General features: G+C 42.7%; 12 protein-coding genes and 1 tRNA gene. 7 read left to right on the forward strand and 6 right to left on the reverse strand.

What is annotated here, in order from left to right; translation table 11 throughout:
• Positions 1-424: 424 nt before the first annotated feature.
• Complete coding sequence (gene pssA, locus sps_RS21655; RefSeq protein WP_077755812.1) at positions 425-1246, reverse strand: CDP-diacylglycerol--serine O-phosphatidyltransferase; 822 nt, start codon at positions 1244-1246, stop codon at positions 425-427.
• 137 nt (positions 1247-1383) lie between these two features.
• Between pssA and sps_RS21660 the strand changes: the two genes are divergently transcribed.
• Positions 1384-1833 (forward strand): DUF4124 domain-containing protein, encoded by a 450-nt coding sequence (locus sps_RS21660; protein ID WP_077754385.1) that lies wholly within the window; start codon positions 1384-1386, stop codon positions 1831-1833.
• A gap of 133 nt (positions 1834-1966) precedes the next feature.
• On the opposite strand, the gene sps_RS21665 is transcribed toward sps_RS21660, so the two are convergent.
• The 4 genes from sps_RS21665 to rluD form a co-directional block, all read right to left on the reverse strand.
• Positions 1967-2287 carry a hypothetical protein gene (locus sps_RS21665; RefSeq protein WP_077754386.1) on the reverse strand — a complete coding sequence of 107 codons (321 nt, stop codon included), beginning with the start codon at positions 2285-2287 and terminating at the stop codon, positions 1967-1969.
• Positions 2288-2503: 216 nt separating this feature from the next.
• Complete coding sequence (gene clpB, locus sps_RS21670; protein WP_077754387.1) at positions 2504-5077, reverse strand: ATP-dependent chaperone ClpB; 2574 nt, start codon at positions 5075-5077, stop codon at positions 2504-2506.
• A gap of 114 nt (positions 5078-5191) precedes the next feature.
• On the reverse strand, positions 5192-5911 hold the full coding sequence (gene pgeF / locus sps_RS21675) for a peptidoglycan editing factor PgeF (protein ID WP_077754388.1): 720 nt from the start codon (positions 5909-5911) through the stop codon (positions 5192-5194).
• A gap of 17 nt (positions 5912-5928) precedes the next feature.
• Positions 5929-6903 carry a 23S rRNA pseudouridine(1911/1915/1917) synthase RluD gene (gene rluD / locus sps_RS21680; RefSeq protein WP_077754389.1) on the reverse strand — a complete coding sequence of 325 codons (975 nt, stop codon included), beginning with the start codon at positions 6901-6903 and terminating at the stop codon, positions 5929-5931.
• A 123-nt stretch (positions 6904-7026) separates the two neighbouring features.
• Here rluD and sps_RS21685 point away from each other — a divergent pair, with 123 nt between their 5' ends.
• Positions 7027-7788, forward strand: coding sequence for an outer membrane protein assembly factor BamD (locus sps_RS21685; protein WP_077754390.1), 762 nt, complete (start codon positions 7027-7029; stop codon positions 7786-7788).
• A 256-nt stretch (positions 7789-8044) separates the two neighbouring features.
• A tRNA-Phe gene (locus tag sps_RS21690) sits at positions 8045-8120 on the forward strand.
• Between the two features lie 208 nt (positions 8121-8328).
• Here sps_RS21690 and sps_RS21695 read toward each other — a convergent pair.
• On the reverse strand, positions 8329-10191 hold the full coding sequence (locus tag sps_RS21695) for a methyl-accepting chemotaxis protein (protein WP_077754391.1): 1863 nt from the start codon (positions 10189-10191) through the stop codon (positions 8329-8331).
• Positions 10192-10461: 270 nt separating this feature from the next.
• Here sps_RS21695 and lhpI point away from each other — a divergent pair, with 270 nt between their 5' ends.
• The 4 genes from lhpI to sps_RS21715 all read left to right on the forward strand — a co-directional run bounded on the left by lhpI (position 10462) and on the right by sps_RS21715 (position 13704).
• On the forward strand, positions 10462-11418 hold the full coding sequence (lhpI, locus tag sps_RS21700; RefSeq protein ID WP_077754392.1) for a bifunctional Delta(1)-pyrroline-2-carboxylate/Delta(1)-piperideine-2-carboxylate reductase: 957 nt from the start codon (positions 10462-10464) through the stop codon (positions 11416-11418).
• A 275-nt stretch (positions 11419-11693) separates the two neighbouring features.
• The gene (locus sps_RS21705) at positions 11694-12230 is read left to right on the forward strand and encodes an RNA polymerase sigma factor (RefSeq protein ID WP_077754393.1); all 537 of its coding nucleotides are present in this window, start codon (positions 11694-11696) and stop codon (positions 12228-12230) included.
• Positions 12230-12757 carry a hypothetical protein gene (locus sps_RS21710; protein ID WP_077754394.1) on the forward strand — a complete coding sequence of 176 codons (528 nt, stop codon included), beginning with the start codon at positions 12230-12232 and terminating at the stop codon, positions 12755-12757. Before sps_RS21705 ends, sps_RS21710 begins: the two co-directional genes overlap by 1 nt.
• Positions 12754-13704, forward strand: coding sequence for a DUF4097 family beta strand repeat-containing protein (locus sps_RS21715; protein WP_077754395.1), 951 nt, complete (start codon positions 12754-12756; stop codon positions 13702-13704). Before sps_RS21710 ends, sps_RS21715 begins: the two co-directional genes overlap by 4 nt.
• Positions 13705-13782 lie beyond the last annotated feature (78 nt).

Consider the following 13782-nt stretch of genomic DNA (forward strand, 5'->3'; position numbering starts at 1 on the left):
CCCGTGGTTGGCGTCAAGGGCTTTTAAAAATTAAATTCTTAAGCGCTTACTTGTTGCCCTGACTCGCTCTTGTCTTAGTTAGCTTACTGCTTAATAAGACTGGGTTGCCGTGTCAGTGGATGCGCATTATAGGGATATCAGCCTAAAGCACAAGGGCTTATTTCAAAAAAGCAAACAAGCGTGCACTTATCAACCAAAGAGTCCACATAACACTTACCTAGAAGGGCACTATTTATCTAAACATCCTCACAGGGAGATTAAGTCTGGCACACTTTTAGGAGTCTGCATGAAATTTTTAACTTTTATAAATGTTCCTATAGATATCTTTTATAGATAAACTCAACTCCCCTCCGGCATTGATACTTGGTGCTTTAAAAGCGGAAAGTTCTTAGCTTCTGCTTATATTTGTCTAAAATATCTGCCGCTAGTTCTTTGGCTTGTCCTCATTAACCTGCTTTTTGTTCTGACTATCCCCTTCATTCGCTGAAGCTTCTTTTTGTATAGCCGAATTTGGCGATATTTTTAGCTTTCGAATGCCATAGATAGTCATCACAGGGCCTGATAAGGCATAAAGGTAAAAAATAAAGCAGAGTATTAGTGCAGGCTCTAGAGACACAAAAACAAATATACCCACGAGTAATAAGATAACGAGGAAGTTAACTCGACTCCGCCAGTCGATATCTTTAAAGGATAGATATCGAAAATTACTCACCATTAGTAAACCTAGTGTAATTGTAATAAGTGCAACGACCCAACTTACATTGTGACCATTGAGTGCGTTCTGGCTTCCCAGCCAAATGCTAGCAGCGATCACAGCTGCCGCTGCTGGGCTAGCCAGCCCTTGAAAATACCTTTTATCGGCAACCCCTACTTGAGTATTAAAGCGAGCTAAACGCAGTGCTGCACCGGCACAATAGATAAAAGCTGCAAGCCAACCTAATTTCCCAAGTTCAGACAAGCCCCAGTTATAGGCGATCAAAGCGGGAGCAACACCAAATGAAACCATGTCAGCCATGCTATCGTATTCGGCTCCAAATTGACTCTGGGTATTGGTCATTCTTGCTACGCGGCCATCGAGGCCATCAAATATCATAGCGACAAACACAGCAATAGCAGCAGACTCATATAAGCCATTCATAGATGCTATAACCGCATAGAAGCCAGAGAACAGCCCTGCCGTTGTAAACAAGTTTGGGAGTAGATAGATACCTTTACGTTTTACCGAATCTTTATCAAAGTTTTTCATATCATTCAAAGATGAGTATCTTGTATGAAAAATATACCATACTTTAACTGTTCTACACTTTAATCCTTTATCAGTTATCGACTTAAGCTCATGATACCCTTTGAGCAAGTTCATCTTAATCATGATTGGAAGCCATTATGTACCTCAAATTATTAGCTCTCACCCTACCTTTACTATTTATGACATCTGTTTCTGCCACAGTCATATATAAGTGGGTAGATGAAAATGGAGTCACTCACTACAGTCAGCAGATCCCTGAGAGTACAGATGAACAATCAAAATCCAAGAAACTATATAGTGAGGATATTGAACCTAAAGCCATAGGAACAGTTGCTCCAACGGCTCGCAAAGAAGAGTCAAAAGAGTTAAGCCAAGCCCAAGAGGATGCTGCTGCTATCAATGAACACGATAAAGAACAAGCAATAGAAATCTGTAAGAACGCTAAATACAACCTTGATATCCTGATGACCCACACCAAGCTAAACAGTAAAAACCAACAAACTGGTGAAGTAGTCGCAGTAACTGAAGAGCAACGTCAGGATAAGATTAAAACGCAGAAAGAGAGAGTAACGCTATTTTGTAAATAGCCATAAACATAAGTAGCAGAACAAGATCTGCACGTACCCTAGGCAATTATTAGCTAGAAATAACTTAACTAATCCCCAATAAAAATAGACTCGATTGAGTCTATTTTTATTGGGGATTACTACCATTTTTGCTTTAAGGTTTGGTGACCGTATACATGGAACGACTCATTCCATCTTGACATGCCTGAGTACCAGCATTCCAGCCTTCATCAAATGAATCTAACCCATCTAATGTAGTATCTTTAAACGCGGCTAATTCACCACCATCAACTTTAACTGTTATTGCACTCTTGCAGCCTTGATCATAACCAAAATGATATTGGCTATCATACTCGACATTACCTACGCCAATATACGCTTCAACATCTTGAGTTGGTTTAGGCTCTAGAGTCATCGAACTACAACCTAAGACCGATAATGACACCAATCCGATAAGTGCTAATTTTGATTTCATGATTCATACTCCTTGTTAGGCTAAAAGTAGCAAACATATGGCAAATAGCACACCAGAATAGTCCCCAGCTCTATGTCTAAGTCAATTCCATATTGTTATATCTAAACAACTGACTATAAGTGATAAAAGTCAATCTATACTAGTTGAGCCTAAAATTAAAGCATAAGGCAAGCTAACAGGCTGGTATACTACCAGCCTTAGGCCTCAGACGTTCTTCTATTGCAAGAAAGCTAACTCATTTCCTGAACACTCAAGTTTAATAGGCTTACCAGGCACTAAGCTGCCGCTTAAGATCCGTTGAGCGAGTGGATTTTCAACTTCCTGCTGCAGTGCCCTCTTCAAAGGTCTGGCTCCATAGATAGGATCGAAGCCAGCCTTGGCAATCAAGGCTAATGCATCTTCACTAATGATTAGCTCATAATCTTTTTCTGCAAGCCTTTGCTGCAAGGCCTGCATTTGAATGTTGGCTATATATTCAATATGTTTTTCATCCAGAGGATGAAATACAACGGTCTCATCGATTCTATTTAAGAATTCAGGCCTAAAACTATGAACCACAACATTCATCACCTCGGCCTTCATCTCACTGTATGTCAGGGTTTGACATCTATCTTGGATAATATCAGACCCTAGATTTGACGTCATGATGATAACTGTGTTCCTAAAGTCGACAGTACGGCCTTGACCATCGGTCAATCTGCCATCGTCTAGCACCTGCAACAAAATGTTAAACACGTCAGGATGGGCTTTTTCAACTTCATCGAGAAGAATAACCGAATAGGGCTTTCTTCTTATCGCTTCCGTTAAGTAGCCACCTTCTTCATAGCCCACATAACCGGGAGGGGCACCGAGTAAGCGTGCAACAGAATGCTTCTCCATAAACTCAGACATATCGATGCGCACCATGGCCGCTTCGGTATCAAATAAAAATTTAGCCAGTGACTTACACAGCTCAGTTTTACCTACACCTGTAGGCCCCAAAAACAGAAATGAACCGATGGGACGCTCGGGGTCGGCAAGACCAGCTCGGCTACGCCGTATCGCGTTTGAAACTGCATCTACCGCTTCATTCTGTCCAATTACCCTTTCATGTAGCGCCTTTTCCATATGCAACAGTTTCTCTTTCTCCCCTTCCAACATCTTAGCGACGGGGATCCCTGTTGCCCTCGATAGCACCTCTGCAATCTCAACGTCTGTTACCTTATGTCTCAATAAGGTCATGTCTTGCATCTCAGCTTGCGCCGCAAGATCCAGCTGTTTTTCTAGCGCTGGGATACGGCCATATTGCAACTCAGACATACGAGTCAAATCACTGGCACGCCTTGCAACATCAAGATCTAGCCTCGCCTGCTCTAAATCCGCCTTTATATGTTGAGTTCCTGCGAGGGCCGCTTTTTCTGTGTGCCAGATTTCATTAAGTTCACCCGCTTTAGCATCGACATCTTTCAACTCTTTTCGTAATGAATATAAGCGGCGGATGCTTGCTTCATCGGTTTCTTTAGCTAATGCCTGCTCCTCAATCTTAAGCTGGATACTTCTACGTTCTAACTTGTCTAGCACTTCAGGTTTAGAATCGATTTGAATTCTGATACTCGATGCTGCTTCATCGATAAGATCGATGGCTTTATCGGGTAACTTACGATCTGAGACATATCGATTTGACATACTTGCCGCCGCTACAATTGCAGGATCGGTGATCTCAACATGATGATGTAATTCGTAGCGTTCCTTGAGTCCACGTAAGATGGCAATCGTGTCTTCTACATTAGGCTCTTCTACCAACACCTTCTGAAAACGGCGCTCTAAAGCGGCATCTTTTTCTATGTATTTTCGATACTCATCTAAAGTCGTCGCCCCGACACAATGAAGATCTCCCCTTGCGAGAGCAGGTTTAAGCATATTGCCCGCATCCATGGCACCATCACCTTTACCAGCACCAACCATGGTATGCAATTCATCGATGAAGAGGATGACTTGCCCCTCCTCTTGATAGAGTTCATTGAGAACGGCTTTTAAACGTTCTTCGAATTCACCACGATACTTAGCTCCAGCCACTAATGACCCCATATCTAATGAGAGCACGCGTTTATTCTTGATACCTTCAGGCACTTCACCGTTAACGATTCTTTGAGCCAAGCCTTCAACAATCGCGGTTTTACCCACGCCAGGCTCTCCGATCAAAACAGGGTTGTTTTTACTGCGCCGCTGCAATACCTGAATCGTACGACGGATCTCATCATCTCGACCAATAACTGGGTCGAGTTTGCCTTGCTCTGCACGCTCAGTCAGATCGACGGTAAACTTTTTTAGCGCTTGACGTTGATCTTCCGCATTCGGATCGTCGACAGTTTTCCCCGCTCTGATCTGTTTGATGGTCTGCTCCATCAAATCTTTCGTCGCACCAGCCTTCTTCAGACTCTGGGCGAGAGGATCATTACCTTCCAATGCTGCCAGAATGAATAATTCACTGGAGATAAACTTGTCTTTTCGCTTCTGGGAGAGCTTGTCGCAGAAATTGAGCAGACGTATCAAAGCCTGTGATAGCTGAATATCACCGCCAGTTCCCTCAACCTGAGGCAAACGCTCTAGCTCTTGGCTTAACATTGAACGAAGTGAGCTAACCTGAATACCAGCCTGAGTAAGCAAAGGATGAATTGAACCATTATCTTGATTCAGAAGCGCCATCATCAAATGAATAGGTTCAATAAACTGATGATCGCGTCCTAATGCCAGTGATTGTGCATCAGAAATCGCGGTTTGGAATTTATTGGTCATACGATCGAGTCGCATACAGCCTCCAAAATAAAAACTAAAACTTACTTATATAGTTAAAATATGGGGGTTTTTTGAGTTTTTTCAAGGTTTAAACTTCAAGACTGAGCTGTATATCGTAAATTAGCTAATTTAAGTTAACCAGATAAATGACGCCATGCGTCCAGTGATACCGTCACGGCGATAAGAGAAGTAATCCGCTTCATTTTTATAGGTACAGACATTGCTCTGATATACCTGGTTCACTCCAGCCAGCTGGAGGCGATATTTCGCCAAACCCTGCAGATCGGCTAAGAACTTACCATCAGACTCTGTTGAATTAAAAAAGGCCGAAGTATCAGGATGCAATAACATAAACATCTCCCTAACTTCCTCCCCTACCTCAAATGCCTCAGGGCCAATGGCAGGCCCCAAATAAGCAATCAAATCTGAACGTTTTGCAGCGAATTTATTCAGTGTTGTCTCTATAATCCCGTCGCACAGCCCACGCCAGCCAGCATGAATCGCAGCAACTTGCTCGCCTTTTTTATCACAAACAAGCACAGGCAGGCAATCAGCAGTCATCACAACACAAACTTGTTGCTTTTGTCTGGTGTAACTTGCATCAGCACAAGCTAAGCTTTGATTATCAGCCTCAACGACTTTAATACTGTGGATCTGATCTAACCAAGCTGGGAGAGAGGGTAAATTCAAGCGCTCACTGATGAGCGCTCTATTTTCCAGCACATCTGCCCGTACGTCACCCACGTGTAGTCCTAAATTAAGACTTTTATAGGGGGCTTTACTCACACCTGTTTGACGGGTTGAAAAAGCAATTTTGACACCTTTAGGGATATGCCAGTGTGTAGTCATCTACTAAACCCGTCTATTTATAAAATTGATGACGGGTTGTCTTCGGTATCTTTTCTTAACGCCTTAGTTAAGGTAACCATATCCTCAGGAACCGGAGCCTGCCAGCTCATGATTTCACAGGTATATGGGTGAGCAAGTTCAAGCCTGATCGCATGTAGCGCCTGACGCTTGAAACTCATATAAATGTCAAAAAAATCAGGGGCCACAGCTTTTGGCGGTCTTGGACGTCCACCGTAAACGGGGTCACCGACTAATGTATGGCCAAGATGAGCCATATGCACTCGGATTTGGTGAGTTCTTCCAGATTCCAGGCGCAATCTTAAACGCGTATGAGCTCTGAACTTTTCTGCGACACGAAAGTGAGTCATCGCAGGTTTTCCCCCATGAACCACAGCCATATGGGTACGTTTCGTCGGATGACGATCGATAGGTTCATCGATTGTGCCACCAGAAATAAGCGACCCCATGACTATGGCTTCATATTCACGAGTGATCTCACGGGCCTGCAACGCAGAAACTAGGTGTGTTTGTGCTTCGACAGTCTTAGCTACAACCATGAGGCCAGTAGTGTCTTTATCCAGACGATGCACGATACCGGCACGGGGCACGAGCTCAATTCCCGGACAATGGTGAAGCAAGGCATTCATAAGCGTGCCATCTTGATTGCCTGCACCAGGGTGCACCACAAGACCAGCTTGCTTATTAATGACTAAGATATGATCGTCTTCGTAAACAATATCTAAGTCGATTTCTTGAGCTTTAGCCGTTGTTTCTTCAACTAAAGTTGCGCCAACTTCAATTTCCTGACCTTCGAGTACTTTCTCTCTCGGCTTATTTGAAACATTGCCATCAATAGTCACTGAACCATCTAAGATCCATTCTTTGATGCGTGTACGTGAGTAATCAGGGAACAACTCGGCCAAAGTTTGATCTAATCTTTGTCCAGTTTGTATTGCTGTTATCTCGCTTTTTAGATTAATATCTTGTGTCATAGGAACCGTACCCGATTTTCGGGGTCAAAAAAATGTGAGCGATCTGTTACAATCGAATTGTTTCTATTTTATATCGAAATGGAAAAAATCTTAACTACAACTTTAAAAGAATCGAAATTAAGTATGCATAAATTTGCTAAAGGTGCTGTATTAGCCCTATTTTCAATAGCCATTACGGCTTGTAGTAGTAGCCCGGATGAAGAACTTAAGGCCAACAAGACATCACCTGATGTACTGTACTCCCAAGCGAGAACCTCTATGGAGCTTGGTAATTACAGTAAAGCAGTTCGTTCTCTTGAAGCATTAGACTCGCGCTACCCATTCGGGCCGCACAAGACCCAAGTGCAATTAGATCTCATTTACGCCTATTATAAACTAGATGACCCCGCTTCGGGAATCGCAAACATAGATCGTTTTATCAGACTCAACCCCACCCATAAAGATATAGATTATGTCTATTATATGCGCGGACTGGTTAATATGCAGTCTGATAGCTATATGTTCCATGATATGCTCAATATTGATAGAACGGATCGAGATCCAAAAGTTGCTCAAGATGCATTTAAAGATTTCGATCGTCTGATCAAATCTTACCCAAACAGTAAATATGCTCCCGATGCCGCTCAGCGCATGCAATCTCTTAAAAACAGACTGGCTAAATACTCAATTAATGTTGCCGAGTATTACATGAAGATGAACGCCTGGAGTGCTGCGGCTATCAGAGCTCAATCTGTGATGGAAACCTATCCTGGCACCCCATCTACAGAGCGTGCTTTAGAGATAATGGCCGATGCTTACAGTGAGCTAGGACAAGAAAAGCTGAAAGATAATGTGCTTACTGTGATGAAGGCTAACTATCCAGATAATAAGAAACTGACCAACTGATCACTTCAAAGACCTGTCACTTAAAATATAAAGGCTCCCGCTTAATCTAAGTCGGGAGCTTTTTTGTATCTAGCACACTGCGACTTCAAAGAAGATGAAGCGATAAACCCAATAGGGGCTCCCCCTCGTTAATCTCTAGCTAAAAGGCTAATATCGCCGTATATAGCACAAAAGATCCCCAAACAATCCATTAAAACCAAGAAAATAGCGAAAGTTGTTGACTCAAATCCTCAAAAGCTTTCTAATGACGCCCGTTGCCCGAATAGCTCAGTCGGTAGAGCAGAGGATTGAAAATCCTCGTGTCCCTGGTTCGATTCCGGGTTCGGGCACCATATTTCATTTAGGCGCTCTTTGCGACTAAAACAAAAAACCTCGCCAAGCGAGGTTTTTTTGTATCTGAAGCATATGTTTTTAAAGCTAGAGTTCTGAGCTCTATATTCCAGAGAATAAAGGCCTCACTTCCCAATCCTTCTTAATCAAAGCAGAGCAATAGTCCTAAGCTATCACTCTTCGATGCTATATCTATATCTATATCTATATCTATATCTTAAACAAACTCACAGCTTGTTGTAGTGATTCCGCCCGCGACTTAACTTCATCAGAAGCACGGGCATTCTCGTCGGCTGCTGTCGCCGAATCCTGGGCAATATCTCTGATAATTACCACATTCTTATTCACTTCAGAAGCAACCATACTCTGCTCTTCAATTGCGGCGGCAATCTGAGTACTCATATCCATGATATTAGTGACATCTAAGTTTATCTGTTGCAAAAGAGTTCCTGCAGAGGCAGCCTGTTCGGCACTCTCTCCGCCTTGCTTTTGCGTCGCTTCCATCAACTGCACAATTGAGCGAGTTCTAGCTTGCAGCGTCTGAATTATTCCGGCAATCTCTTCAGTCGACTCTTGTGTTCTCATGGCTAGACTTCTGACCTCGTCCGCTACCACGGCAAATCCTCGACCCTGTTCCCCGGCTCTAGCAGCCTCGATGGCAGCATTTAGTGCCAACAAGTTAGTCTGCTCGGCAATACCTCTAATGACATCTAATACGCTACCTATGGTCTCACTGTCTTTCTCCAAATCTGAAACCACCTGAGCCGAACCATTTAACTGCTCGGCTAATGATTGAATTTTCTCGATGGTTTGCTCTACACCCAATTGTCCCTTCTGAGCATTATCATGGGTGTTACTGGCTCTATCAGCTGCAAGTTCAGTATTTTTAGCTATCTCATCGATAGTCGCCCCCATCTCAGTGATAGCTGTCGCCACCATATCTGTCTCATTAAGTTGCTGGCCAACGCCTTCAGATGCCTTTGCCGCATTCATGGATAGCTCTCCACATGAATGATTCATGATCTGCACAGACTCATTCACCTCTTCAATCAAACACTGGAAACTCTCAACCATACTATTGAAGTGTTTAGCAATCTGACCTAACTCATCTTCAGCTGTAGCATCACAGCGTATAGTCAAATCCTTATCTTTCTCTATATTCGAAATGGCCTTAGTGATCCGATCGACCGGATCCATGATGCTGCGAATAATAAAGAAGGTGAAACCACATAAGATGATGGCAATCAGAATAAATATTGTGATGCCCAGAACAAATGCTGACTCTTCGGCATCACGGATGGCAGCTAACGCCTGCTTTTTCAGGCTAGTTGAATCAGCTTCAGCTGTGTTTATAGCATCTCGTAGCGCTGCCATTTGTCCATCATCTTTGGTTAATCCCAAGGACTGCTCTTTACTGACTAAAGTTGCGAAATCTTTCTGATAACTAGACATAAGAGAGGAAATCTGACTTTTTGAACTCGCGTCTAGTGGTGACGATAATAAAAGCTGTTGGAACTTATTAATATTACCGTCAAACTTTTCGATATAGCTCATTTTACGCCGTAGCATAAAATCCTTTTCATTACGTCTGAGCTGTAACATCACCACCATCAAGTTAGGTTGATCATGCTGTTTAACTAAGGTCTCAACATCCCGAACTGCCTGGCGTAAAGTACCATATAGACCGGTTTTAGGTGTCAAACCTATCTCTTGTTGTAGTTGCACTACAGTTTCGAAAGACTGCTTATAATACTGTATACTTTTATTGAAGCTATCCAGAGAATCAGTAGGAATGTCATACATGACAAACTCCTTCCTGAGAGTGTTCATCACAGCGTTCATATCATTCGAATTCGCCTTATGCTTCTCTAAATATTCCATGTCTAACCGAGCGAAAAAATCCTTTTCATCTTTCCTCAAGCTGAGTACTTCATTTTCTAATTCGATAACACTTTGAGCAGCTATCGATAAATCAGCCTGAACTGAGCTGGAATAGCGCTGTAAACCAAACATCGCGATTAATGAAAGGATTGAAACGGCAGCACTTAATAGCAATTTATGACGAATGAGCATATTGGGGTCCCTTAAAACAAGCACTCTTTTAAAAATAGTCGTAAATCTATATAAAAGGTAAATAAAAATCAGTCTGTAACAAAATCATCACAACATATTTAACTACTATTATCCACACTGCTGGACATATCAACTAATTTTTATAGACAAAAACTAAATAAACCATCGACATGCCGCACTCGGAGATAAAAAACCAAACAGAAATTAAAACTGGTACTTTATATTACCACGACCAAGATATACAATATCCCAAAATATAAAGGAGGTAGTATGCAGGTAATCGATGCTGACACAGTTAATCAAACATTAAACTTTCCAAAACTTATCTCAGAGCTTAGAGACACATTTTCCAAACCTGCTGGCATGCCCCAGCGTCAGGTATTCAGCCTTGATGAAGCTTCCTCCCATAGCGATGCATTCGCGGTTCTCCCCTCATGGAATGAAAAAACCATAGCAGTTAAAGCATTTACCTACTTTCCTGACAATCCAGCTAAGAGTAGTGAACTAGAAAGCCTCTATTCCAAGATCATGATATTCGATCGTAAGACCGGAGTCCCCCAGGCGCTAGTAGACGGAACCAGTGTTACCTACTGGAGAACAGCCGCCATTTCGGCTTTAGGTACGGACTTCTTAGCAAAGAAAGATGCCAGTAAGCTGCTGATTATGGGCACAGGACGCCTCGCCTCATTTATGGCCCTCGCCCATGCTAGTATCCGCCCTATCAGTGAAATATACGTCTGGGGCAGAAATCCTAATAAGGCGCAAAGCATCGTCAAAGCAGTTAGCCAGGCCAGACCGGATATTAAAGTATCTGTTTGTGATGATATCGAACAGTCTGTCAGAGCGGCAGATATTATCAGCTGTGCAACAGGCTCATCCACACCACTATTTAACGGTGACTGGGTACAAGCCGGCACTCATACAGATTTTGTGGGTAATCATAATCATGATAGACGCGAGTGCGATACAGGGCTCATCTTGAAGTCATCAGTTTATGTAGATTCAAAAATTAACGTGTTTGCGGAAGCGGGTGAGCTACTTATCCCGGTCAAAGAAGGTGTTTATAGCCTTGATTCAGTCGTGGGTGAACTTGCTCAACTCTGTAAAGGCCAAGTGTCTGGCAGGACAAATGACCAAGAGATAACACTATTTAAGACCGTTGGCACGGCTCTGGCCGATCTCGTCGGTGCCCAGCTCGTCTATTCTCAGTTACATTCTGAAATATAGCGATATTCTTCCATAGAATTATCTGTCATTTTTTAGAGGGAAGCTTCTCTTCCCTCTCCTTTTCATTTTGACTCCAGTCTACTCTTCTCAAGCCTGCTCTGGCTTATCTTCACTTCCGCATTCTCGAGTCACATCTAGAGTGTCACTTCACTAAAATAACTAAGTGTTATACATTTGTATAAATTATTTACGCCCATCCAAACCTTTTACTCACTTGCCTGTGTCTAATTAGGTATCAATAAATTTTCGTTATTGTATAGCACAGGGAATATTCAGTGAGTGTACAGATACAATTCATCGAAGAGAGAGAGCCTTCAGAAATTGAGCTGATTGAAAAAGCTAAACAAGGTGATAAATCGGCATTCAAGCAGATTTATCAATTGCATCATAAACGCGTCTATGGACTCTGTTTTAGGCTATCGGGTCAAATAGATCTCGCAGAAGAAGCAACCCAAGATACCTTTGTGCGTTTATGGCAAAAGCTGCCCCAATTCAAAGGAGACAGTCAGTTTAGCACTTGGCTACATAGGCTTACGGTAAACCAGGCATTAACTAGCATAAAGAAGCATAAGAGCTTTTGGGCCAGGTTCCTGCCGATATCGGATGCTATAGAGCAGGGTCAAGAAACCCTCGAATATGAATTATTAGATAAGCTGCTACTTAAACTGCCAGAGCGATCTAGGCTCGTATTTGTCTTATTTGAAGTCGAAGGTTACAAACATGACGAGATTGCCAACCTATTAGGGATAGCCACCGGAACCAGTAAGGCCCAGCTTCATCGAGCCAAAAAACTACTGCAGGAGATGTTGTGATGAAACCCAGTGAAAAACAACTAAGTAATATGGTTTCTACCCTCCCTCAGGAGCTTTCTCCACAAGAGGAGCTCTGGGGAAAGATTGAAGGACGTTTAAACGCCCCCCTTACAGAAACCAAGCATAAATGGCAGCACAAGCATTGGTCACTCCTAGCCATCGCAAGTGTCATGGTGTTCGCAGTGTTAATAGGGACTCGACTCTCCGCACTATCGGTGACAGAAGTAAACATCTCCCTGCTAGACACTTTAACTAAGATTCACCTCGATCATGAAAAACAACTCGCTCACCTCGAGCAAGTAAATCGACTTGTTAACTGGCAAAGCAGCCCGTATAGCTCACCGGTAGAAACTGGGATCGAGCAGTTAAGGCAAGCTGCAAAACAGATTTATCAGACCCTGAGGCAAAACCCAAGGGATAAACAATTGTGGCAACTTTGGCTTTGGACACAACACAGAGAAATTGAACTATTAAAGCAGGGGCAAAAACTCCCTGTCTCACAAAATTCATCAGGAGAGATCATATGATAAAGGCAAAACTCACTCACTATTTACTCATTCCCTTATTGCTTATGAGTAATTTAGTGCAGGCCGCGCAGACTATCGACAAACAAATCAAGGTAACCGATGACCTTAGACTCAATATCAAAGTGTTGAGAGGCGATGTCAAAATTAAAAGTTGGGATAAACAAGAAATCAATGTCCGAGGTACCCTAGATGAGCTCAGCCAAGGATTCATCTTAGAGCAGCAAGGTAACTCAGTCACACTAGAAGATAAAATGCCACGACAATTTAGTGGCAAAAATAACAGTGGCTCATCATTAATTATCACAGTCCCCAAAAAACTAAACTTATACGCCGAAGGCATTTCATCTAGCTATAATTTATCCAACCTTGTGGGCGATATCAGCATTAACACAGTCAGTGGTGATATCAAGGCTACCCAGCTCTCCAGTGAGGTACTGATCCACACCATTTCCGGCGATATCGTTTCCGATGGCTTAAAGGGAAATATCAAACTAGATACCGTATCTGGCACTATTAAAGATAAAAACAGTGGTGGTGAGATCAGTTATAAATCTGTCAGTGGAAAGCTAAACGCCAATTCTCTGGCTACTAAGGTGTCAATCGAGCAAGTGTCAGGTGACGGCAAGGTTATGCTACAGAAAGTCGACAAGCTCCAGGTTCGAAGTGTCAGTGGTGATATTGTGCTCTCTTTCTTGGCTCTCGAATCTACCGCTAGCTTAGAGACTGTTAGCGGAGATATTCAACTCGAATTGCCTCAGTTCATCAATGCCAGATTCAACCTAAATGGTGGCCCAGGAGGTAAGATCTACAATCGTTATAGCGATGATAAACCGACCAAAGAAAAGTACTCACCCACTTCATATCTAAAATTTAAAAGCGGTGAACCTACTGCAGATATAAAGATCAATACAATTAGCGGAGACGTTGAGCTGAGTAAAAGGATGTAGCCAACAGACTCCCATAAAGACTTGAGCCAAAGGGCCTTATTTTCAGGGCCCTTCTCACTTCTCTCAAAGCTATGAATA

It is taken from the genome of Shewanella psychrophila, assembly GCF_002005305.1.
Taxonomy (GTDB): Bacteria; Pseudomonadota; Gammaproteobacteria; order Enterobacterales; family Shewanellaceae; genus Shewanella; species Shewanella psychrophila.